Source organism: Vibrio sabulosilitoris (genome assembly GCF_055391395.1).
The window spans coordinates 2,055,501-2,077,642 of record NZ_AP029599.1; the positions used below are offsets into that span (position 1 = coordinate 2,055,501).

General features: G+C 49.9%; 17 protein-coding genes and 1 riboswitch. Of the genes, 11 read left to right on the forward strand and 6 right to left on the reverse strand.

What is annotated here, in order from left to right; genetic code table 11:
* On the forward strand, positions 1-1,086 hold the full coding sequence (locus tag ACZ5R2_RS09690; RefSeq protein ID WP_464902056.1) for a protein-glutamate methylesterase/protein-glutamine glutaminase: 1,086 nt from the start codon (positions 1-3) through the stop codon (positions 1,084-1,086).
* A gap of 45 nt (positions 1,087-1,131) precedes the next feature.
* Here the strand turns inward: ACZ5R2_RS09690 and ACZ5R2_RS09695 are convergent, their stop codons facing one another.
* The 6 genes from ACZ5R2_RS09695 to ACZ5R2_RS09720 are packed head-to-tail and all read right to left on the reverse strand — an operon-like array spanning position 1,132 to position 11,466.
* On the reverse strand, positions 1,132-2,130 hold the full coding sequence (locus tag ACZ5R2_RS09695) for a glycosyl hydrolase family 8 (protein ID WP_464902057.1): 999 nt from the start codon (positions 2,128-2,130) through the stop codon (positions 1,132-1,134).
* A 29-nt stretch (positions 2,131-2,159) separates the two neighbouring features.
* Entirely contained in the window at positions 2,160-5,945 is a 3,786-nt protein-coding gene (locus ACZ5R2_RS09700) for a cellulose biosynthesis protein BcsC (RefSeq protein ID WP_464902058.1), read from the reverse strand.
* Between the two features lie 5 nt (positions 5,946-5,950).
* Complete coding sequence (gene bcsB / locus ACZ5R2_RS09705; RefSeq protein WP_464902059.1) at positions 5,951-8,179, reverse strand: cellulose biosynthesis cyclic di-GMP-binding regulatory protein BcsB; 2,229 nt, start codon at positions 8,177-8,179, stop codon at positions 5,951-5,953.
* A complete protein-coding gene (gene bcsA / locus ACZ5R2_RS09710) occupies positions 8,179-10,275 on the reverse strand; it encodes a UDP-forming cellulose synthase catalytic subunit (protein ID WP_464902060.1) in 2,097 nt (698 codons plus the stop codon). The genes bcsB and bcsA overlap by 1 nt, the downstream gene beginning before the upstream one ends.
* Positions 10,276-10,309: 34 nt before the next feature.
* Positions 10,310-11,077, reverse strand: coding sequence for a cellulose biosynthesis protein BcsQ (gene bcsQ, locus ACZ5R2_RS09715; protein WP_464902061.1), 768 nt, complete (start codon positions 11,075-11,077; stop codon positions 10,310-10,312).
* On the reverse strand, positions 11,068-11,466 hold the full coding sequence (locus ACZ5R2_RS09720) for a hypothetical protein (RefSeq protein ID WP_464902062.1): 399 nt from the start codon (positions 11,464-11,466) through the stop codon (positions 11,068-11,070). Before ACZ5R2_RS09720 ends, bcsQ begins: the two co-directional genes overlap by 10 nt.
* A gap of 366 nt (positions 11,467-11,832) precedes the next feature.
* Between ACZ5R2_RS09720 and ACZ5R2_RS09725 the strand changes: the two genes are divergently transcribed.
* The 10 genes from ACZ5R2_RS09725 (at position 11,833) to cobM (ending at position 22,111) form a co-directional block, all read left to right on the forward strand.
* On the forward strand, positions 11,833-12,090 hold the full coding sequence (locus tag ACZ5R2_RS09725) for a hypothetical protein (RefSeq protein ID WP_464919409.1): 258 nt from the start codon (positions 11,833-11,835) through the stop codon (positions 12,088-12,090).
* Positions 12,091-12,391: 301 nt separating this feature from the next.
* Complete coding sequence (gene cobT / locus ACZ5R2_RS09730; protein WP_464902064.1) at positions 12,392-13,417, forward strand: nicotinate-nucleotide--dimethylbenzimidazole phosphoribosyltransferase; 1,026 nt, start codon at positions 12,392-12,394, stop codon at positions 13,415-13,417.
* Positions 13,418-13,719: 302 nt separating this feature from the next.
* Positions 13,720-13,851: riboswitch (cobalamin riboswitch) on the forward strand.
* A gap of 112 nt (positions 13,852-13,963) precedes the next feature.
* Positions 13,964-15,151, forward strand: coding sequence for a cobalt-precorrin-5B (C(1))-methyltransferase (locus tag ACZ5R2_RS09735; RefSeq protein ID WP_464902065.1), 1,188 nt, complete (start codon positions 13,964-13,966; stop codon positions 15,149-15,151).
* A 47-nt stretch (positions 15,152-15,198) separates the two neighbouring features.
* Positions 15,199-15,879 (forward strand): precorrin-8X methylmutase, encoded by a 681-nt coding sequence (locus ACZ5R2_RS09740; protein WP_464902066.1) that lies wholly within the window; start codon positions 15,199-15,201, stop codon positions 15,877-15,879.
* Positions 15,876-17,159 (forward strand): precorrin-6y C5,15-methyltransferase (decarboxylating) subunit CbiE, encoded by a 1,284-nt coding sequence (gene cbiE, locus ACZ5R2_RS09745; protein ID WP_464902067.1) that lies wholly within the window; start codon positions 15,876-15,878, stop codon positions 17,157-17,159. The genes ACZ5R2_RS09740 and cbiE overlap by 4 nt, the downstream gene beginning before the upstream one ends.
* Before the next feature lie 57 nt (positions 17,160-17,216).
* The gene (gene cobI / locus ACZ5R2_RS09750) at positions 17,217-18,014 is read left to right on the forward strand and encodes a precorrin-2 C(20)-methyltransferase (protein WP_464902068.1); all 798 of its coding nucleotides are present in this window, start codon (positions 17,217-17,219) and stop codon (positions 18,012-18,014) included.
* 21 nt (positions 18,015-18,035) lie between these two features.
* Positions 18,036-19,667, forward strand: a complete 1,632-nt coding sequence (locus ACZ5R2_RS09755) for a cobalamin biosynthesis protein (protein ID WP_464902069.1) — start codon at positions 18,036-18,038, stop codon at positions 19,665-19,667.
* Positions 19,664-20,503, forward strand: a complete 840-nt coding sequence (locus tag ACZ5R2_RS09760; RefSeq protein WP_464902070.1) for a sirohydrochlorin cobaltochelatase — start codon at positions 19,664-19,666, stop codon at positions 20,501-20,503. The genes ACZ5R2_RS09755 and ACZ5R2_RS09760 overlap by 4 nt, the downstream gene beginning before the upstream one ends.
* The gene (cobJ, locus tag ACZ5R2_RS09765) at positions 20,496-21,338 is read left to right on the forward strand and encodes a precorrin-3B C(17)-methyltransferase (protein ID WP_464902071.1); all 843 of its coding nucleotides are present in this window, start codon (positions 20,496-20,498) and stop codon (positions 21,336-21,338) included. Before ACZ5R2_RS09760 ends, cobJ begins: the two co-directional genes overlap by 8 nt.
* Positions 21,335-22,111, forward strand: a complete 777-nt coding sequence (gene cobM, locus ACZ5R2_RS09770; RefSeq protein WP_464902072.1) for a precorrin-4 C(11)-methyltransferase — start codon at positions 21,335-21,337, stop codon at positions 22,109-22,111. The genes cobJ and cobM overlap by 4 nt, the downstream gene beginning before the upstream one ends.
* Positions 22,112-22,142: the final 31 nt, after the last annotated feature.

The following is a 22,142-nucleotide window of genomic DNA, read 5'->3' on the forward strand; positions in this document are numbered from 1 at the left end:
ATGCCGTTAAAGGTCTTGATTATTGACTCGTGCCATCAATCTTGTGACTTTCTGCAGCAAATCGTCGCGAGCCAACCGAATATGTCCGTTGTTGGCATTGCACACGATGCCCAAGAGGCACGCGGTTTGATCAAGCTGCTCAACCCAGATGTGGTTACACTAGCCATTGAGCTCTCGGGAATGAACGGCCTTGATTTTTTGACCAAGATTATGACCCTCAGGCCTATGCCAGTGGTTATCGTCTCCAAGTTAGTCAACAACAATCCTGTTCTTGTCGAACAGGCGCTTAAAATCGGTGCCACGGCTTGCGTGCAAAAACCCAACCCTACCCAGTTACATGAGAATAGCCAGGATACTTATTCGCTCGAGGTTATCAAGCAGCTTCGTCAGGCTAGAATGCGGTTTGATAAGCCTAAGGCTGCAAGTTCTGCTCAAAATAAACCCGCAGTTAAATCTTTGAGAAAGGGTAAGACTGACCAGCAGGCTAATCGGGACTTCTCTCCCTATATCGTCGCTGTCGGCGCATCGACAGGAGGCACAGAAGCGATCACAAAGCTGTTGACCAAATTGCCCCAAAATTGCCCGGGTATTGTGATTGCCCAGCATATGCCATACAGATTCACTCAGTCTTTCGCGGCGCGGCTACAAAGCCTGTGCGTGATTGAGGTGCAAGAGGCCAAACATGACGAGGTGATTAAGGCTGGTCATGCGTATATTGCCCCTGGCGATAAACATCTGGTCATCCAAAAACGCTCGGGTTGCTATTACACCATGTTAAGCGATGATGATCCGGTCAATTTGCATAAGCCTTCTGTCGATGTGTTGTTTGAATCGATGGCAGAGAACGTAAAACACTTGGGAATGGGGATTATCCTCACGGGCATGGGCAAAGACGGTGCCAAGGGACTATTAAAAATGAAGAGTGCTGGCGCTAAGACTTATTCGCAAGATCAGGACAGTTGCGTGGTCTATGGAATGCCAAGAGAAGCGAAAAAAATCGGTGCAGTGATAAAAGAGATGCCTATCTATCAGATGGCCGAGGCTATCCTGGAGCTCGGTGTGAAGCCTGTTGCTAGCATCAGTTAGTATCGCTATCTTTTACGCATTGGATAATGATAGGCCTTGACAGTTTTAATACCCAGACCCGGCCAACTCAACCAACAATTTTAGGCTGGCGGAATAATAGTCATCCTGGTCGCTAATCTGGGTTGAACTTGGCGTGAGCTCGCCCATGGTGAAGTCTCGTACTGCCAGCAAACCGCCACTCATAGGGTAATCCGCTTTTTGGTTGCCTGTCACAGCCTCCCAGGCCGGTGTGCTTAATCTATCGTAAGCCGAGAATAGGCCTTGCCAACGTGATAGTAGCTGGTGACTTGGGTTACGCCAGCCAATATAGACAGGTATGCGAATCGCATCATAACTTGCACGAGCAGGCCACTGTGCAGCGGGAGAGGTGGTGCCGTCGATGTGAAGAGTGACCCAATCGGTAGCGATTTTGTTCTTGCCCCAGTTGATATCCAGCATCAACTGCAGCGTGTCGTCGATCAGTGATTGCAAGTCCAATAGATGGGAGTGAGAAAGAAAATCTTGCCAAGCAGGGTAGATAAAATACGACGGGTTCAGTGTAATACTCGATGGGAAAGTAAAGCCAACCGTGCCCGGTAGCATGACTTTCTTGCCCGCAAAATCGATGATGTTATGCGTCAATAATGAGTGCAGTATCTGATCGGATGCTTGTTGATATTGAGGCTGGTTCCACTGATTACCTGCCTTGAGTAGTGCCCAAGCAATCAGCACATCGCCATCTGAGGCATTGTTTCTATCCTCTATCGGTTCTGCGACGTTGGGATTGTACTTCCAACAGAACAGACCTGTGGTCTCGTTGCGCAGGTTATCTTGAGTCCAGCGCCATAATCGCTCAAAGGTTTGTCTGTCATCATAAGCCACTGCAAATAGCATCCCAAAGCCCTGGCCTTCGCTGTGGCTGATATTCTGGTTGCCGGTATCGATCACTCGACCATCGGTGTGAATAAAGCGCTGTTTATAGCGCAGCCAGTTGGCATCTGTTGCTGCATGCAATGGAGTACCAAAGAAAACTAACATTACCACCAGCCATTTGCTTAACCACATAGATTTCCCTTTACAGGTCACTTTGGTCTTTAGTACTCGTCGAAGTAGTGTTTCAGCCAAATCTGGCCGCGCGCTTCATTATAATCACCAAAGGTGTCATACAGCGCCCGCGCTTCGAGTATCAAGCTGCGCTTAATTGCGTACTGTAAGCTGGCATTAAACTGATAGCCGACGCCGCTAACCGAGTCACCGTTATAATACGCTTCTTTGGCGTAACCTGATTGCACGTAATCTTCTAGTTCGGCCTGCAGAGCACGATTATTCGGGTAATAAGCCACTGAGTCTAAGCTATAGGACTGGTAACCCAATGCGCCGCCGATAGAGTAATTTAATCCCATGTAGGCATGTTTATAATTAAATGGGAACGCGATATTGACGTAATTTTGTGGGCTAAAGTATCCACCATGACCGACAGTGAAGTAGCTCAAATTGTCGCTAAAGTTGAGGTAAGACATGCTAACTCCGGCTTGCAGCTCAGCATCATCCTCAACATGGGGTCTGAAATAAAAACCTGAACCAAATCCGATACTGGTGTTATCTGCAACCTCATTGCCAAGGTAGGCCCACCCATCGGCACTGACATAATAGCCAGCGAAGCCGTCATCGTAACTCAGCTCAGCTCTGGCGCCATTTTTGGTGATCTGACCCCAAGAGCGCCCCGAGAATTTATCAACCGCTCCCGCGTAGGATAATAAACTGTCTTTGATGACGCGTCGCTGAGCAGACAAGGATAGGCGAGTGTAGTTGCTGAGTTTTGGTCGCCACTCAATGCCACCGACAAAGGTATTTTCTTCAAAGCCAAGTGGGGTAGTACCGATATCGAGGCTATAGTCTTGCCCCTGGAGTGCCATCGCGATGTCGATCCCAGCTTCTTGCTGCGAGCCTTGTGATGCCACTGTTGGCAGTGGGCTTGTCTGGTCCTCATCCTCTGCAACCTGTCCTTGGATGGTTGCTCCGGTACCAAAGCGGCGGCTTGCATCACCCGAAGCAGAGCCCGCATTGAGCGATACCGCACTAACCTTTGCCTCGACACGAGTATTGGCGAACGGCTGGGTGGACCAAGTGAGGGAAGAGTTAGCCTCGGTTAACTTACTCAGTCCCGCTTCACCATCTCTACCTCGGACCTCAAAATCTGCCTGTAGCCACGATGAAGTCTCTTTACCGACCGTCACTAGTAATTGATCAACTTGGGTCAAGGTTTCCTGACGAGGGGTTAACTTGGGGGCATCGATACGGTAATTATTGGCCGTTTCAATCTGCCAAGGCATTTGGGTACCATATACCGACGGATTGCGAGTGCCCTCAAATTGGCTGGGGTCCGCTTTAAACGGATTATCGGCCAATAGTCGCCCACCTTGCATCGGGCTAGACGAATTCGACGTCAGCGGCATGCCCAATAATTGACTGCGTGCATTACGTAGCGTCGCCATGGCTTGCTGGTGGTCACCCTCAGCATGAGAGACTCGGGCTAGCAGCAGCATTCTGGATGGGCTTTGGGTATCTTTTAACTCTTGGGTAAGCTCGCGAGCGGTTTGAGGATCGTTATTGGCGAGAGCAAGGTTTATTGCCCCGACGTGTGCATCCTGTTGAATGTTATCTTGCTTGGTCGAGATCAGATAGTCATACACCACTGATGCCTCTTGTTGCATCTTACCCGACTCATACAGTCTGGCCATCGCCAGCATCAGCTCGACACTGGTAGGGTCTTGCTGCAATGCCATGGTTAACACGTCATAAGCTGAGGCATAGTGCCCGGCCAAGCGCAGCTGCTCAGCTTCATTGATGACATAGACATTTCTCGCACGTACCAGTTGCTCTTCACTACTGTTTGCCGTGATACGCGGATCATTAAGTAGATTCTGCGCCGCTTGCTTTAAACCGGCTTGATGGAGGATCTTTATGTGACTGGCGTAATCAAGGGCATTTCCCTCGATGCCTTGGTCAAGGTTGTTTTGAATGGTTTTAAGCGCTAGATTCATGTCACCGCTTTGCACCATCAGCTCAGCTGCTTTCCCGGCCTGATAAGGCTTATCAAATGGCTTGGACGCCAATGGCGCTAGGATCTCGAGCGATTTATCTCGATTGCCTTGTGCCATATAGCTACCGGCAAGATCTAAGGTTTGATTCAAAAGCCCCTCTTGATAGAGGCTATCCATAGTATCGCTTCGCTCGGCTTCCGGAATTCGCGCAAGATAGGAGTTAGAGCGCTGCCATTGCTCTTGGCCCGAGTAGTATATTGCCGCGGCATACAGCGACTCATTGGATGCTTGTGGGCGATACAAAGGGGCGATCACTTGCTCTGCTTCAAGCTCTCGCTCGGTTGAGTTGAGCAAGCGAGCCAGCTCAAGCCTGATCCAAGGATTATTTGGCAATCTATCCACACCGTTTTCTAACACAACAATCGCAGTTTCAACATTCCCCGCGGCAACAGCCTGATCGGCTAAGCTACGAATACTGCCAAATTGGTCGCTCGCTCGGATCTTGCGCTGCTGCTGCGCTGGAAGGTTTCTGAGCAGCTTCTGCGCTTTTTGCATCTGATTTTGCTCGACTAACACATAATACAGTTGCTCTTTGGCTGCTGAATTGTTCGGACTGCTTTTCAGTACGGCCACTAACAGCTTTTCTGCTTCGCTATAATCACCGACCTCTCTTAATAACTGCGCTCGAAACAACTTAGCAGAGTTACCCAGTTGATCGTTGCGCGCGGCGAGTGGGTGGCTTATCTGCAACGCCTGCTTGATGTTACCACTTTGTTGCAGTTGCTTGGCCTTGTTGAGATCGGCGTAGAACTTGGCTTCATTGGCTTGTTCTCTTCTTGCACTAGCCTGAGCACCGCCTAAGTTTGCAGAGCGGTTGAGGTAGGTGGCGGCATTGGCGAAATCTTCTTGCTGAGAATAGACATAACCAAGACCGGCTAGGGCATCGGCATCTTTCGGATTCGCATCAATCGCTTGTAAAAACGCCCGTTTTGCTTGAGCTAACTGACCTTTATTGAGTAGTTCAAAACCGCTGTTTCTTACCTCATTGCTGACCTTTTTTTCATACAGTGCTTTGATTTCAGTATCTTGCGGATGCCTTTGCACCCAGGCTTGATAATAGCGCTTATCAGCAGGGGTTGGCTCTAGCCACAACAGTGTCTGTCTCAGGCTAGCATCTGCTTCTGAGTTGGACTGCGCCATGGTCTGTAAAAGATCCATGCCTTGACGGCGGGTGCGCTCTCGGTAGGTCAGCACCTTGGCATAGGTGAGCTTAACGGCGGTATTCTCTGGGTAGCGGCGATGCAATTGGTCAAGCGCCGCCTTTGCTTGTTCATATTGGGCATCGACACTTGCCATGGTGAGGTAGTACTCTGGCGCGAAGGATAAGGGTGGCTCCTCGCCCTGAAATACTACTTGCCACGCCTGCAACGCTTGTTGCAAATTACCGGTGCTGGCGAGGCGACGAGCTTGCTCTATTTGAGCTTGCGGTATTGGTTTCACGTTAGGCGATGAGTCTAATTGCTGAATATAGGGTGAGTCTGGCGCAGCCTGTGTCAACCTATCTTTCCACTCAGCAGCTTGCAACGCATCGCCGCGCTGCTGGGCCCAGAGCGACAAATAGTAGAGCGCGCGATCATTGTCAGCATCCACCATCAGGACTTTTTCAAGTGATTCGCTTGCGAGGGAGTCATTCGACTGGGCGTGCCAATACTCAGCCTGCTCAAACAAGGTATCTAGCGCGGCGTCGTTTGCTTGCGATTCAGTGGCATAAACGCTCATGGTTAGAGCCTGAACCAAGCATGTGAGCGAAATCATCGATTGAGTTTTATTTTGCATCTTAATTAATGATCTCTATGTTGGTTGTCAGGGGAAGCCAGTCGTCTTCTTGCGACTTTGACCAGCGCGGGATAGATAGCGAAACCTAAGATTGTAGAGAGTAACAACAGAATCCCGACCAGCATGATACTGTGTTGGTTGGCGTACCACATGATCACCTGATACCAGGGGAGCTCCCCTGAGGGGAAGCTGTTGGAAACTGTGTAGCTCACCACATCGTTGTCGCTAGTAATGATTGAGGTGTCGCCCCGAATAGCGGCATTAATGGTATGCGACTGCAGGTCGGTGCCAATTTTTGCCAACTCGCTGTTGTGTGATGCTGACGCTAACACGACCACTCGCTCCTGGTCCCAGGGTGAACGGTAGCTCAAAAAACCACGCCACTGCGATGTTGAGGCAAAGTATCGCTCGGCCTCCAAACGCTGCAAATGCCACTCGCCAAGTAGGATATTGAGCCCTTTTTCTAGCCAGCTAAACTCTTTTAAGCCAATATAATTTGCTCTCATGGTATAGGGTGAATCTACGAACAGCGCCTGATTAAACTTAGCGTCAGATAGCAGCGAAACAGCCAGAATATCCTTCGATACCAAACGACTTGGTGCTGGCATTCCTAAATACACATCTGGATAGCTGGCAATCGTGCCAGTGGCATTGCCTGAGCGGGAGGTTAGATCGAGCAACACCTCAATTTGCTCTGGTTGAGGAATTTCAGGCAAGATAATCGCGGTGTTGGATAAATCTGAGAATCGGCTAAACGGGAATGAAGCTCCAACAAAGAAAGACAAATTAGGCAGTTTGGAGAAATGGCGAGTCTTGGAAAGATCTAGGTTGGAGTCTTCTCCAATCGTGCTGCGAATGTTGGCATTGGCCAGGCTATTACATGGCGTACCAGGCTGATAAGAGATGTTAAAGAACAGCGACAGCTCGTTATCGCCATAGATCATATAAGGCTGAACAGGAACGCGAGCATTTTCTCTCCTAATATCTTGTCCCAGCCAGTGCCAAACCCGCTCGAGATAGCCGGTTTTATTCACACCTAATCCAGTCAAGTACTGCTGATTGAGGCTGATACTGAGCTGTGACTGATCATCATTCATCCAATCCACGGTGGGGAAACGATAATCGATATTCAGTGGGATACTCTTACCATCCCACAAAAACAGATCAGGCGAGGCTCGAAAGCTGATTCTCATCGGCTCGTGCCACACTCCGGGAGTCACAAGGCTTTGTGAGTCGGAGAGCAGTTCACGCAGATAAGTCGGGCGATCGGTGGGCAACCAGCGGGGTGCGTCATAGGCCTTACGCCTAGTGATAGTCTGAGCTTTGACATCAAAATATTGCGCACTGTGGGGGAAGGTCTCATGGACCAGAGACCAAACCGCAGAGCGCAACTGTTGCTTACTTTGACCTGCAATCATAAGCAGGTTGTGGTTAGGACTTATCGGGTTAGTGACAATTTTTAGGTAGGGCTCATCACTGGCAGGGAAGGTTAATGAGCCAATGGTTTGTCCAGGCTCGGCGATGACAATGCCATTCTCTGCCGGCAGGTCACCGAGGGTGACCACATAGCTGCTGGATAGATTGGTCGTCTGAGTACCAAACCAAGAGGAGAGCATAGCGGCTGAGGAAATCTGGGCACTGGATGGCGACTCTGGCAAGGCGATATAGATATTACCGCCGTCGAAATGGCCAACATCAATAAACGGCTCTGGGAATCGGCTGAGGTCGGGTGTGATCTTTAGTTCGGTGCCGTCAACGATGAACCGGCTGGTGGGCAGAATCGTTAAGTCGGGTGTGGGTACATCTTCAGGGTAGCATAATACCTGCTCGGCCTGATTGACCTCAAAGCCAATCGTGACTTGTGAGGTCATCAGCACGGCCGGAATATCGAGTAAATAACTTTGCTCATTATCAAACATGTTGCCAAAGGGCAATTGGCCAACTTGCTGTCCATTAACACTCACTGCCAAACTATCACCGCGATCAATCAGTGTTTGTTTGACATCGATATCTAACACGAGCTGCGTGTTAGTGACCAATTGATTTGCAGGAATGCCCAGGCCCAAACCTGCTTGGGTTTGCCCCTGCATAAAGCGGATACCTTGGGTATGACCCAGTTGCTCGAAAGTGACTTGCTTGGCATTGTTCTGCTCGGCATGGGCATAGCAAGTGATCAGCAGGCTAACGAGTAAATAGGTGAACTTAGACACGCTAAGCAACGCGGATCGTATCATTACACCGGCTCCTTCTCTGTGGCTTGGGCGTTTTTTAAGTCTTTGCTACGACGACGGTCGTCAATCGCCGCGATCAACACGTCAAAGATGCATTGGAAAATAGTTTTCACTGAGCGTAGTGGGTGATCTTTAGCCCTTGGTTTAGAAACCCAAGCATCGGCGCGAGCTAACACAATTCTCACCAATTCACGTCGCTGGGTTATGGTCATATCGTCAAACTGCAATGCACACCCTTTGGCACTGTTAATGGTTTTTGCCACTGGAATCGACGTCGCGCCAGAATTGAGCTCTAACTCGATATGTTCAATTGGGCAGTCTGGCTTAGTGTCGAGACTAAGCAGGCAGCCGCCCATTGAGATCTCTTTGGTGCAGGTGCGAGAGGCGATACCGTTTACATAATGCACCACGGCCGGAATGTTGACATCTAAGCGAATCGTATTACGTATCTGCTTGGTTTCTCTTGCCGTCGCGATTGCCGCCGCCAAGAAAATCAGGCTGTAAAATGCCCAGCCAATGTTGAGCGCAATAACATTGGGATTGACGTCAAATTGGTCAGGGAACAGAGTTCTCCAGCCCCCCCATAGCACCGCAAAAAGTAGCAATAGGGCGACGATAATATGCGGACGGACAATATGAGAGTCGAAATAGGTTTTGTTGAGCAGCTCGCCTTTATCCGTGACATTAAACTTGCCTTTGTGTGGGAACAGGATAGTGATCAAGGTAGGGATAACTAGGTGCAATGACAGTGTGATGTCATAAATATCACCCCAAAAACTGTATCGATGCGGGCCATTGAGTCGCGACGTCACTACAATCGAGGTAACAAAGTGTGGCAATGCGTAGGCAAAAATCACCGGGGCAGAAGCGTGGATGATTTTTAAGTCAAACAACAAATAGGCAAGCGGCGCAACCAAGTAGACGACTCTCGGCAAAGGAAATAAAAAGTACATCATCGCGCTGAGATAACACAGTCGCTGTTGAATACTGAGCCCCTTACCAAACAAGGGATTATCTAGGCGAAATATCTGTATCATTCCTCTTGCCCAGCGGTTGCGCTGCACGACGTGAACCCCCAATCGCTCGGTGGCGAGCCCGGCAGAAATCCTCAGTGGTAAGTAGGCCGTGCTCCAGCCGAGTCGCTGCATTTTTAGCGCGGTGTGGGCATCTTCAGTCACGGTTTCAACCGCGATGCCGCCAATTTCCTCAATCGCTGTGCGTCTTAAAACCGCGCATGAGCCACAGAAAAAAGCCGCATTCCAGACATCGTTACCTTGCTGGATTGGGCCATAGAAGAGTTCACCCTCATTGGGAATATCTCGGCCACCATAAAGGTTGCGTTCAAAAGGATCGGGAGAATAGAAATGGTGCGGTGTTTGGATCATGGCCAATTTGGGGTCTTTGACAAAGGCACCAACGGTCGATTGCAAAAAAATCCTGGTTGCCACATGGTCACAGTCAAAGATACAGATCAAATCGCCTTTGGTGAGCTTCAGCGCATTGTTAAGGTTACCGGCTTTAGCGTGGGTGTTATCTGTACGAGTAATATAACCCACTTCAGCACTGGCGGCGAAAATGGCAAACTCCTTGCGATTGCCATCGTCGAGCAGATAGATATTGAGTTTGTCGCGTGGGTAATCGATACATTGCGCTGCGAGAACGGTGTCTTGTACCACATCCAGTTCTTCGTTGTAGGTTGGAATATACACATCCACAGTGGGCCAAAGTGAGGTGTCTTTTGGCAGGGGCTCGATTTTTCGCTCAAGTGGAAAGGTGGTTTGCAAGTAACCGAGCAGTAGCATTATCCACGAATACAGCTCAGCAATGAACAGTATCGTGCCTAAGATGGCTTCGAATTGCGTTTCAAAGAACAGGGTTTCAGTTACGCGGTAGTAGAGGTAGCGAGTTGAGGTCAGGATGGAAAAGACCACCAAAACGATCGAGACCTTACGGCTTTTATTAAAGTTAAGCAGCAATAATGCCACGATACTAAACAGGGCAAATAGGTACTGCTTTTCGCCGTCCATCGGTGTCATGATCACCAACATCGCTATAGGAGCGACAACGACCAGGAGTAAAATTAGTCTAATAGTCTTCATAATAGGTTCGCTATTGAAGTTCAGATTATCGTGATTAAGAGGTCACTCCATCGCCAATTTTAATATTTAAAATCTGGGCAATCTTATCGCTAATAATGTCAATGTCGAAAGCAGCAGATGAGCTGGGATTAAACTCATAAATCGATTTTTGTGAGGCGTTAGCTTCAACAACGCTTTCATCTTTATGGATTTGACCCAACAACTTATCTTGAAGACGGTTCTCACTGAATATGATCACCTCACTGCTCACCCTCTTTTTCAGATCAATTTGGTTAAGCAAAAAATAGTGTGGGCAGGGGGGGGTATCAGCAATATGTTTTTCAATTTTAGGCAACAGATGTATCGAGGCAGTGTCAGCAAGAAAAGGGATAAGACAAATGTCAGCAATGCTGGATATTGCACTGAGCGCCGCTAAGTTACTTCCGGGTACGTCGGCAATGATCACTAATTTAGGATCTTGCAATAGTGAGTTCAGTCCCCTTGAAACGAACAGTGGGTCCTGAGCTAATCGAGCGTCAAATGACTCGCTTTGCTCTTTGCTGATCTCGCCGTAAGGCAGTACAAAAATATTGTTTTTATACGACAAGGCCATCTCACCCCAGCTGGAACGTTCTTGACTCAATGCAACGTAGCCACGTTCATCTGAGATAGGCACCCCAAAGTGGAGTCGAAGGGCATTTTGGCGATCAAAATCAATCGCTAACACCTTAATACCCTTATTGGATAGCGCATAACAAAGGTTCGCGACAAGAGTGGTGCAGCCCACTCCCCCTTTTGGTGAGGTTACGGATATTAAGGGCATGGTGTGACGCTCTCTGATGGTGAGGTGTGTGTGTCGTCAGTCGGTTCTCGGTTTTGTTGACTGTCGATTTCAACCGGCGCCTTTGTGGCTAGGTTATGTGCGATCGATACCTTACTCAGGCTGGATAAGATCGTCTGATCTTCGCTAAGGTGTTGCGGTGATGAGGCAAAAGGCTGCTGCTCATTGGGTTGAGTGCTGTTTATTGCCGCTACATCATCGAATTTTTCGACAACTTCGATTAAGTCATGAGAAGACTTTTCGTTGAGTTGATCTAACAGCGCGTAACTGCGGGTTTTACTGTGGCGGGTACACCTTGGCATACTAACGAAGATAGCAGCATCGTACCCGGTAGTGACTTCAAACTGCTTTAGGTCATCATAGACATCCATTGCTCATTAAACTCCCTAAACAAGACTTTAGATAAGTATCAATAATGAAACGATATTTATTGATAGATACTATAACTATTTACAGTGTTTACATAAGCGTAACATGCACTTAGCAGCATGTGAAGCATTGGTTGCATATAAGTTTATTGCATAGCAAAAAGAGATTACCCCAACGTCCAAGTATACTAGGCCAAAGGGAGCCCTATTTTCTTGCCATAAGAATTAAGGCCTTCCGTGACGATGTCACTTTGGCGTCTTGGGAGAATGTAGCCTTTCCGTCCCAATATTAGCTAGGCGTTAAGTACAGAATATAGTAATTTGTCCACCCTGATTAAGTTATTCATCAAATTGAAGAAGTCATTGACTATGTTAAGAGTTGTCCTTCCTTTAGTGGCGCTGTTCTTTATGAGCTCCACCACTGCCGCGCCGAAAATTGACCAGAAAAAACTCGGCAAGATCCACGTTTGTCACTTGAGCCCATTTACTGAGGACTATATTGATATTGGCCTTACTAAAGCGATTGCTCAGCAAAAAACCGCCAAACTGTGTGAGGCGAAACATGGGCAATCGAGTATGTTCTGCCGAGCTGAAAAGGCCGTGTGTAAGACTGCCTCACTGCTCTAGTTCAGTATCATCATAAGTAGATGAATTAGTCGGCAACGTCTTGTTGGTTTTTTTTGAGCAAAATTCGATTAGCCAAGAGTCTCTTGTATAAATTCCTTTCCGCACTCTAGATTCGGGGAGGGGAATTCAGCCAAAAAGAGCAGCGTTGTAAATAGTTAGGATGGTGTAGAGGATATGCTTTTAGGGCAAACTTAATTTGATAGTTGAATTAAATAAATCACTATAGACAGGCACAGTTAGGAACATAGAGTAGCGTTGATTATCAGCGTTACTTGCTCGCCGAGCCATAGGAATAGGCAACATGCAAGACAAAAGCAAATTAGTAAGAATCCAGACGATTATTGATCAAAAAACCAAACCCGTCGGCGCTTTGGGACAAATAGAAGACGTGGCCAAGCAACTGGCGCTACTGGGGTGCAATGACACCGTCGAACAGATTGATGTTGAGAGCCCTGCGCTACTCGTGTTTGCCGGTGATCATGGCATTGCCGAAGAAGGGATTAGCATTGCACCGAGTATTGTGACCACACAAATGGTGCAGAATTTTATTGCGGGCGGTGCGGCCATCAACTGCTTTTGCCGCTCAAACGCTATCCCTCTCACGATTGTCGATTGTGGCATTTTGACCGACATTGAGCATGCCTCGCCAAACTTTGTCAAACAACGCTTGGGGTCGATCACGCAAAACTTTGTTTACCAGTCGGCGCTTGACCCACTGCAGCTTGCCAATGGATTGGAGTTTGGCCAAGCAATCGTTGCCCAAAAGATTGAGCAAGGGTGTAACTTGATCATGTTTGGCGAGATGGGGATCGGCAATACCAGCAGCGCCTCGGCACTATTTGCTGCCTTGAGTGGTCTTTCGGTCCGTGACTGTGTCGGCAAAGGTACTGGCATTGACGATACCCAACTCGAGAAAAAAGTAAGCTTAATTGAAGCGGGGGTGGCGCGAGTACAGCAAGGGACTCCAACGGTAAAAGAAACACTGCGCCAGTTAGGCGGCTTTGAGATAGTTCAGATGGTGGGTGGATTTATCGAGGCATCTCAACGTCGCGTGCCAGTGTTAGTCGATGGCTTTATTGTATCGGTTGCGGCTTATGTTGCGGTGCAAATCGACCCTAATGTTCGTGAGGTGCTATTGTTTGCTCATCAGTCAGATGAACACGCGCACCAAAGCGTATTAAAGTCGTTGCACGCCCAGCCACTGTTATCGCTGAACATGCGTTTAGGCGAAGGGACAGGGGCAGCGTTGGCCTATCCACTGGTGAAAGCCGCCGCAGAATTTTACAACAATATGGCAAGCTTTGAAGACGCTGGTGTGACCGTGTAACTACAGATGGAGCAAAAGCCATCGGTACCCGGTTAGTTTGGGCTTCGGGCTCGACTTCGTGATATTTATGTCACTGCCATGGCATCAGTAAGCTATTGATGGCTTGAGCTATTCTAGAAAATAGGTATATTGTTCTCCATATAGATAGATTACCAATCAGGAGCAGTCGCTGTTCACCTTGGTTAAGGGAGCCCATATAAAACGGCAATGCTAATGATGCATCGAAAGACGCCTCAGAATGTCTTGAGCGTTATGTGTCAACCCACTTATCCAGAGCAGAGAATACCTGAGCTTGGAATAAAACATTTAAAACTGTATTTAGTGGCTGAATACGTTCAGCCTCCAGTGAATCTGGTGAAAATCCAGAACTGTACCCGCAACTGTAAGCGAAATTCGTTTCGTAAGTCAGACCCTGCTAAATACACAGCACCAACACCAAAACTACCTGGGCGGGAGCACTCAGCGTCGTTTATCTTTCGATATCGACACCTGCCCGCATAACTTTTTTTAGGCGGACTCAGTGCATGCGCTGAGCAGAAGTAACTTGTGGGCAAACTCAAACGTTCAACATCCAATCAAGACTTACGCGGTGGTTACACCACAGGCGCGTGCGCGGCAGCGGCGGCCCGTGCGGCGGTGCGCGGCTTGATTGACGGTCAAGTTTCTCACCAAGTCAGTATTCAAATTCCCAACCGAGAGTGGGTCAATTTTACCCTTGCTCGCACCGAAATTGTGGCCAATCAAAATGCGGCGAAAGACGCGGTTGCTGCACACTCTGAGCGCTGCAATGTTAATTGGGCCGCTATCAATTCAGTGCTGTGCGGGGTGATTAAGGATGCGGGAGACGATCCAGATTGTACCCACGGACTCGAAATTCAGTGCCAAGCCCGTTTAGTCAACGCACCAGGTATCCACCTAAAGGGGGGCTTGGGCGTCGCTGTGGTAACCAAGCCGGGCCTTGAACTGCCCGTGGGGGAGCCAGCGATTAACCCTGTGCCACGCGCCAACATCATCGAGATGGCCCGCCTGGAATGGCTAAACGCCAGTGAATTATGGCAAGACCACTATGGCGTTGAGCTGACCATTATTGTTCCCGGCGGCAAAGTCGCTGCCAAAGAGACCATCAATGAGCGCCTTGGGTTAATCGGCGGGATATCCATCTTGGGCACTCGAGGCACAGTCATACCTTATTCAACCTCAGCCTTTGCCGCTTCTGTGCGTCAATCTATTCAAATAGCCCAGGCAAACGGCTTGTCACATGTGGCATTGACCACAGGCAGTCGCTCGGAAAAAGCTGCTCGACAATTGTTACCGCGTCTAGAGCCGATGGCCTTGATCCAGGCAGGAGATTTTATCGGAGTTGGATTGCGCGCAGCAAAGCGTTATGGGCTTGCAAGCGTCACCTTGGTGGTGATGATTGGCAAAATGGGTAAGCTGATTTCTGGGCGAATGATGACCCACGTTTCGGGCCATCGCATCGATTTCACGCGAATGGCCGTGCTAGCAGAGCAATCGGGCCTTCCCAGCGAGCTTTGTCAGCAAATCGCTCAGGCCAATACCGGGCGACATGTGCTTGATTTGGTGCGCAAGCACAGCCCAGAGCGTTATTTCAATCGTCTGTGCGATGAAGCCAAGGCGCACGCAAGCAACTACATAACAGACGCACTGGCCATCGATGTTGTGCTGGTTGATTTTAATGGTCAACCGCTCGGGCGCAGCGCTTCTTATCAATAGGATTAATTCGGATCGAGTTGTCGATTCTCTCACTACGGACTCACACAATGGATACTGTAAAAGCCCCTGCCAGCATGCAACAAATGACGGCGCAAGGGCATCAAATCGAAACGGATTCATTTTCAATTATCGACCGTGAAATGGAGACGTTACACGGTGGGCATCGCTTTGAGCCACAACAATGGCAGGTGGTGCGTCGTGCTATTCATACCACCGGCGATTTTGAATTTGCCAAGCTCTATCAATTTAGTCGTGGCGCAGTCGATGCTGGGATAACGGCGCTGCAGCAGGGTTGCCCGATTGTCAGCGATGTCAGCATGATCATCAGCGGTATCAGCCCGATGCGAACTAAGGTGCATGGTAATCAAACCTACTGCTTTATTAGCGACCCAGAGGTGATCGCTAAAGCCAAGCAAACCGGAGAAACTCGCGCGATTTGGGCAATGCGCAAGGCACGCGATCTCGGGCTATTAGATAGCGCGATTATTGGGGTTGGCAACGCGCCGACCGCCTTATATGAAGTGCTGCGCATGGTCGATGCTGGGGAAATTACTCCAGCCTTGATCATTGGCATCCCAGTCGGTTTTGTTAAAGCGCAAGAGTCCAAGCAAGCGTTAATCGAGCAAAATAATGTGGATTACATTGCCAGTGTCGGTCGCAAGGGCGGTAGCTCGCTGGTGGTATCCACCATTCATGCCTTGCTCTATCAAACGGTGGAGGTGTCATGAACGCGATTGTCAATCGTCCTCAGCCCAACATCTATGTCGTAGGCGTTCCCGAGGACGGCTGCGTCAGCTTGACCAGTAAAGCGGTCTGTATTGTCAGTCAATCTCGCGTGGTTGCGGGCCATCCAAGGCACAGAGCGTGGTTTCCGCAGTTTGACGGTGTGTTTCTCGATATGACGCAAGGGTTCAGCACCTGGCTCAGTCACGTGATTGATGAGAGCGAAGAGGGCGGTGTGGCGATCTTGGCCTCTGGAGACCCGCTATTTTTTGGTATCGGCTCGACCCTATTAAAGCACTTACCGGCTGAAGAGCTTGGCTTTATCCCTACCTCAAGCTCTCCCCAATTGGCGTTTGCTCGCCTTGGCCTTGCGTGGCAACAAGCGCAATTTTTATCGGTGCACGGGCGAGCGCTCAACGGCATCGTGGCGAGGATGCAAACTGGTGACCTGTTTGCGATTCTGACCGACAATCAAAACACACCACAAATATTTGCGGCTCATTTGCTGCAATACGGCCAAGTGGACTGGACATTACATGTGTGTGAGCAGCTAGGGGGCATTGACGAAACCGTTCGGACATTTACCCCGCAAGAGCTTGCCCACAGCATGATAGCGTTCGATAAGCTGAACCTGGTCATTGCCCAGCGCCAGCCATCCACTGTTGGCGCGGCTCAGCGCTGGGGTGGGTGTGGACAGTTTGCATCGGACCAAGATTTTTCCAAACGCATGCCGAAAAACGGCCTGATCACCAAGCAATCGGTGCGCAACCTCGCCCTGACGCAGCTTAAAATCTCCGCCCAAGATGTGGTTTGGGACATTGGCGCAGGCTCTGGGTCGATTGCGATTGAGTCGGCCAAATTTGCCATCCAGGGGCAAGTGTTTGCGATTGAGTCTAACGCCGCCTGCTTTGAGGCGATTGAAGCCAACTGCTTCGCCCATGCGACCGACAATGTCCATTTGATAAAGCACAAAGCGCCGCAAGCGCTGGCAGAGCTTCCCGCGCCCAACGCCGTGTTTATTGGCGGCTCACGCGGGCAGATGGCCGATATTCTCAATCACACATGGCAACGGTTACAACACCATGGACGGCTAGTGGTATCCGCAGTGACCGTGGATACCGTAGGGGAAATTTATCACTGGGCCAAGCAGGCCAACGCGCCGTTTGAGGCTCAGCTGGTCAATGTTTCGTCGCTCAAACCCTTGGCCCATTACCACAGTTACCAAGGTGAAAACCCAATCCATCTATTCACCTTTACTAAAGCACCCTTTGCAGTGTCAGTTTGACAAATCGGGGTCAACCACCCCGACATTATAAGGCTCATCAAAGCCAGGAGAAATTTCATGAGCAATACATCAAGTTGTCAATCAGGGCCACAGGGGCAACTTTACGCGGTTGGCGTGGGCACGGGTGACAGTGAATTATTGACATTAAAAGCCGCGCGCCTGATCCAACAGGCTGATGTGATCGCTATTCCAGAAAAGAACAAAGGCTCGGCGGATTCTTTTGCCTGGCAGATCGTCACCGGTGCCATCGCAGAGACTGATATCCCAGGCGAGCGCTGCTTTCTCCATTTTCCGATGACGCGCGACCCGTCAATTAATGTACCAGCATGGCAGGTGGCTACAGCGACTATCTACCAGTACTTACTGAGCGGTAAGTCGGTGGTGTTCATTACTGAAGGCGACCCCTCGGTGTTCAGTACATGGGCTTATATCCAAGAAGAGCTGGAAGTCCTGGCGCCGCAGATTGAGCCGGTCATTGTCCCGGGCGTTACCTCAATCACGGCCGTGCCAGCGGCGACGAAAATCCCGCTGGCCGACGGGAGAGAGCGTTTTTGTGTTGTGCCTGCCACCTATGGGATTGACTGTCTGGAAACTCTGGTCAAAGACTTCGATACCATCATGTTAATTAAAGTAGGGCGCATGATCCCAGCGCTGTCAGCCCAACTGAAAGCTCTGGGATTAGAGCATTGCGCCACTTACGTCTCACACGCCAGCTGCGATAAACAAGAGATCTACACCAATTTAGACCAGGTGCCACAGGAGCACCGTTACTTTTCGATGGTGCAACTGTCGATTCGTGAGCGCCGTGGCGTGCTGCGCGGCAAGCAGCCAGCCAAGCCCGAGTTGGTGGCTTAAGCGCGATAATGGAATACTAATATGAAAAAAATTGCGATATACGCGATTACCAAGCAAGGCGCCAAGCAGGGCCAGAGGTTAAAAAACAGCTTGCCGTTTGCCGAGCTGTTTGTCGCCCCTATAGGCTTGACGGATGACATGCACGCCACACCGCTGGTGCTGCCGCTGTCCTCCTTTATTGCCCCGCGTTTTGATCAATTTGACGCACATATCTTTATCTGTGCCACTGGTATCGTGATGCGAATGATCGCACCACTTATCAAGGACAAGCGCACTGACCCTGCGGTGGTGTGCCTAGATGAGCAAGCCACCTTTGTCGTGTCGATGCTATCGGGCCACCGAGGCGGCGCGAATCAATTAACCCATCGGGTAGCACACATAGTCAAAGCCACTCCCGTCGTCACTACCGCATCGGATGTGTCTGAAAACGTCTCGGCCGATATGCTGGGGGCCCGTTTTGGCTGGCAACTCGATGCCTTGTGTGAGGATGCCGTGACTAAGGTGAGTGCGGCGATAGTTAATGATCAATCAGTGATCATCGCGCAGCAAGGCGGAGAAAAAAATTGGTGGCAATATGACAAACGTATGCCGTCCAATATCTTGTGTCATCACACCCTTGATGGCATCGACCCGGCTGACTTTGACGCAGCGCTGCTAATAACCGATCAAGCCAGGCCGAACCTCACTCAGTGGCAGGATAAGGTGGTGCTATGGCGACCCAAATCCCTAGTGATTGGAATTGGATGCGATCGCAGTACCCCAATCTCGACCCTGTTAGCCGGCCTTGAGGCGTTCAGCGGCGAGTTCAACCTCTCAATCGACAGCATCAAGTTGATGGCCAGTATCGACCTAAAAGCAGATGAAGTGGGGTTGCAGCAGCTTTCAACGATGAAACAGTGGCCCTTTACCACCTTTGCCCCCTCACAGCTTGACAACCGTGAGGGCATCCAGAACCCATCGGAATACGTTAAAAAAGTGACAGGCAGTAACTCGGTCGCGGAGGCTGCAGCACTCACGCTGAGCCAAACCAAGCAGTTGTTGGTGCCGAAATGGACGTTTAAAAAAGACGGCTACAACATGACCATCGCCTGTTGCCGGCTAGAGTTCACCGAGCCGCTGATAAAACACAAACGCAAAAACTGGTGGGAAGCAAGCAAGCATGCCAGCCATGAGCGTCATGGAAATGCCAAGCTTAACGCACAGCCAATTAAGATCAATTTACACGGCAGTGAAGTGGTGGAGGGTTATCAATGTAAGCCCAAGCATGTCGATCTTGATCGTCCAATGCTGTTTCACACTCATCATGTTTTGCTGTGTGAGGGAACGCGCTGTGCCAAAGCCGGTGCAAAAAATTTAGCCCACGAACTGCGCAGCATTCTGAAAGGCATTGGGCTTGGCGAGGGTGATAAGCGCATTAAGATCAGTCGCACTATGTGCGCGGGTGCGTGTCGCAATCGAGCCACAATGGTGATTTACCAAAGAGCGACGCCTGATGAAGGCGATTTAACCAATCATGGGATTTGGCTGCGCGGTATTGACGAGTTCAGTGAGTCTCAATGGCGAGTGCTGTTTAAGGCCCTTGCCACCCACCAACCCCTTTATGAGGTGATTGAGCCTCGCTATTTTGCACCATTTGAGGAAGCCAAGGCATGAAACGATTACGACACTATACTCAAGGCACGGCGATTGTATTGAGCTGTTTTGGCTCAGTCGTAGAGCAAAAAAGATACATAGAGCTGCAACGCCAAGTGCAAGCTCGTTACCCTGCTTGTGAGGTCCGTTTGGCGGTGAGCTCACGTATGGTGATCAAAAAATTGGCGCAAGACGAGCAGCATTATATGCACTTACCAACGGTAATGGCGCAATTGGACCTGGAAGGCTACCAGCGCATTTTAGTCGTCTCATGCTACTTGTTTCCAACCGATGAACATAAGCAGGTTGAGATGATCACCGAGGGCTTTAAGCAGTTTTCTTTGTCGGCCATAGAGCATACCCCAGCAATTATTCATCATACCCACAACGCCACTGCATTGCTCAGTGCCTTAAATGAACGCTTTAGCCAAGGCAGTGACGTGAACCTATTTGTTCACCATGGTGCGCCCTATTTAGACAATGCCGGGCACCAGGCTATCACCTACTGCGACAGTTTGCTTGGGCAGTTGGCTGAAAAAAATGTCTCTTGCTCGCTAGAGGGGGCGACGCCGTTTAATTTGGTCAAAGGCGTGTTGCGCAATTCACTGACCCAAAGTCGTAGGCCAACCGTGCGGGTTATTCCGTTGCTGCTGGTTTCTGGCAACCATTTTGTCAAGGATATGCACAGCATTAAGCAAGAACTAGAGGCGTTTTGCGATGTTGAGCTGGCGAAAAGTGACAATGGTGATGCCTTTAATCTATTGGCACTGACCGAGGTGACCGACATTATATGTAAGCAGATCGACCAAGGCCTGATAAGACTACGAGCGCCGCAAGAGGAGAGGTCTCATGGCTAAGTTGTATCTAGTGGGTCTTGGCCCTGGTAGCCTCGATCTGATGTCCGTCAAAGCACAGCAAATCATCAAACAGGCTGATGTCGTGGTTGGTTACGGCCCATACGTAAAGCTCATTACTCCGCTGATTGACCAGCAGACGCTAGTGCGCACCGGTATGACGCAAGAGTGGCAACGCGCTGATGCAGCGATTGCCCATGTTCTGCAGGGTAAAAGCGTGGCGCTGGTGTGCTCCGGTGATGCGGGCATGTACGCCATGGCGCCGCTGGTGTTTGAGTTGATTGCGGCGAACAACACCGCGATTGCCGTAGAGACCGTTCCGGGTATCACGGCCGCCAATGCCTGCGCCTCACTGGTGGGGGCCCCGTTAGGCCACGACAGCTGCACTATTTCACTGTCTGATTTGTTGACGCCGTGGGAGGTGATCACGCGGCGTATTGAAGCCGCAGCGATGGCCGATTTTGCGATTACTTTCTATAACCCGCGTTCTAAAAAGCGCCAGCAGCATATCATTGAAGCACAGCGTATCTTGCTCAAACATCGCCCGGCTGATACCCCCGTGGCGGTCGTCAATGCCGCTTATCGTCAAGAGCAGCGCGTTGAACTATCGACCTTGGCTGAGTTTACCCAGCTGGAGTTTGGTATGAACGCGGCGGTGATTGTTGGCAATGAAAGCAGCTATCGTTTTGATGATTGGATTGTGACCCCGCGAGGCTACAAAAACAAATATCGTCTTGAGGATGGCCAAGCCAAAACAGGCCAGACGCCTGGGCGCTCACTGATTGACACCTTAAAGCCTTTTCCAGCGAAGGCTCAAGCTGATAAGGAATTAGCATGACCGTCTATTTTATTGGCGCAGGACCGGGTGACCCGGATTTAATCACAGTCAAAGGCGCAAAACTGATAGAAACCTGTCCTGTGATTTTGTACGCAGGGAGTCTGGTGCCCAAAGCGGTGATTGAACGTGCCAAGCCAGATGCAAAAGTGTTTGACTCAGCCAACATGGATCTCGATGAGATCACAAAGGTATATACCGACGCGCATGCTAAAGGGCAAGATGTAGCTCGCGTGCAAACCGGGGATCTGTCAATTTATTCATCACTCGCCGAGCAAACGCGTCGACTAGATGATTTGGCTATCGGCTACCAAGTTATCCCCGGCGTGTCGTCGTTTCAGGCCTCGGCAGCCGCGCTAAGACAAGAGTTGACGCTACCGGAGGAGTGTCAAACCATTATTCTGTCACGCGCCTCGGGGCGTACGCCGGTGCCGGACAAAGAAAACCTCAAATCACTCGCCAGCCATGAAGCAACACTGTGCCTGTTTTTGAGTGCCACCTTGATCCGTAAAGTCGTGCGTGAGTTGAGTGAGGTGTATCCACAAAACTGGCCGGTGTGTGTGGTCGAGAAAGCCTCACACCCAGAGCAGCGTATCCTGCGTGGCACCTTGGCAGACATCGCAGACAAGATGCATGCTGCTAATATTCGCTCTACCGCGATGATCATTGTCAGCAAGGTGTTTGCGATTGATGATTTCGTCGATTCTAAGCTGTATGACCCGAGCTTCTCTCATGCTTGCCGTAAGGCAAAAGTGGTGGAATTGAATGAGGCCTAAAGGAGTGACGATGAGCCGAGATAAGCTACTG

Coding starts and splice junctions, on each gene's coding strand:
- ACZ5R2_RS09690 (WP_464902056.1), top strand. CDS start 1: ATGCCGTTAAAGGTCTTGATTATTGACTCGTGCCATCAATCTTGTGAC.
- ACZ5R2_RS09695 (WP_464902057.1), bottom strand. CDS start 2,130: ATGTGGTTAAGCAAATGGCTGGTGGTAATGTTAGTTTTCTTTGGTACT.
- ACZ5R2_RS09700 (WP_464902058.1), bottom strand. CDS start 5,945: ATGCAAAATAAAACTCAATCGATGATTTCGCTCACATGCTTGGTTCAG.
- bcsB (WP_464902059.1), bottom strand. CDS start 8,179: ATGATACGATCCGCGTTGCTTAGCGTGTCTAAGTTCACCTATTTACTC.
- bcsA (WP_464902060.1), bottom strand. CDS start 10,275: ATGAAGACTATTAGACTAATTTTACTCCTGGTCGTTGTCGCTCCTATA.
- bcsQ (WP_464902061.1), bottom strand. CDS start 11,077: ATGCCCTTAATATCCGTAACCTCACCAAAAGGGGGAGTGGGCTGCACC.
- ACZ5R2_RS09720 (WP_464902062.1), bottom strand. CDS start 11,466: ATGGATGTCTATGATGACCTAAAGCAGTTTGAAGTCACTACCGGGTAC.
- ACZ5R2_RS09725 (WP_464919409.1), top strand. CDS start 11,833: ATGTTAAGAGTTGTCCTTCCTTTAGTGGCGCTGTTCTTTATGAGCTCC.
- cobT (WP_464902064.1), top strand. CDS start 12,392: ATGCAAGACAAAAGCAAATTAGTAAGAATCCAGACGATTATTGATCAA.
- ACZ5R2_RS09740 (WP_464902066.1), top strand. CDS start 15,199: ATGGATACTGTAAAAGCCCCTGCCAGCATGCAACAAATGACGGCGCAA.
- cbiE (WP_464902067.1), top strand. CDS start 15,876: ATGAACGCGATTGTCAATCGTCCTCAGCCCAACATCTATGTCGTAGGC.
- cobI (WP_464902068.1), top strand. CDS start 17,217: ATGAGCAATACATCAAGTTGTCAATCAGGGCCACAGGGGCAACTTTAC.
- ACZ5R2_RS09755 (WP_464902069.1), top strand. CDS start 18,036: ATGAAAAAAATTGCGATATACGCGATTACCAAGCAAGGCGCCAAGCAG.
- ACZ5R2_RS09760 (WP_464902070.1), top strand. CDS start 19,664: ATGAAACGATTACGACACTATACTCAAGGCACGGCGATTGTATTGAGC.
- cobJ (WP_464902071.1), top strand. CDS start 20,496: ATGGCTAAGTTGTATCTAGTGGGTCTTGGCCCTGGTAGCCTCGATCTG.
- cobM (WP_464902072.1), top strand. CDS start 21,335: ATGACCGTCTATTTTATTGGCGCAGGACCGGGTGACCCGGATTTAATC.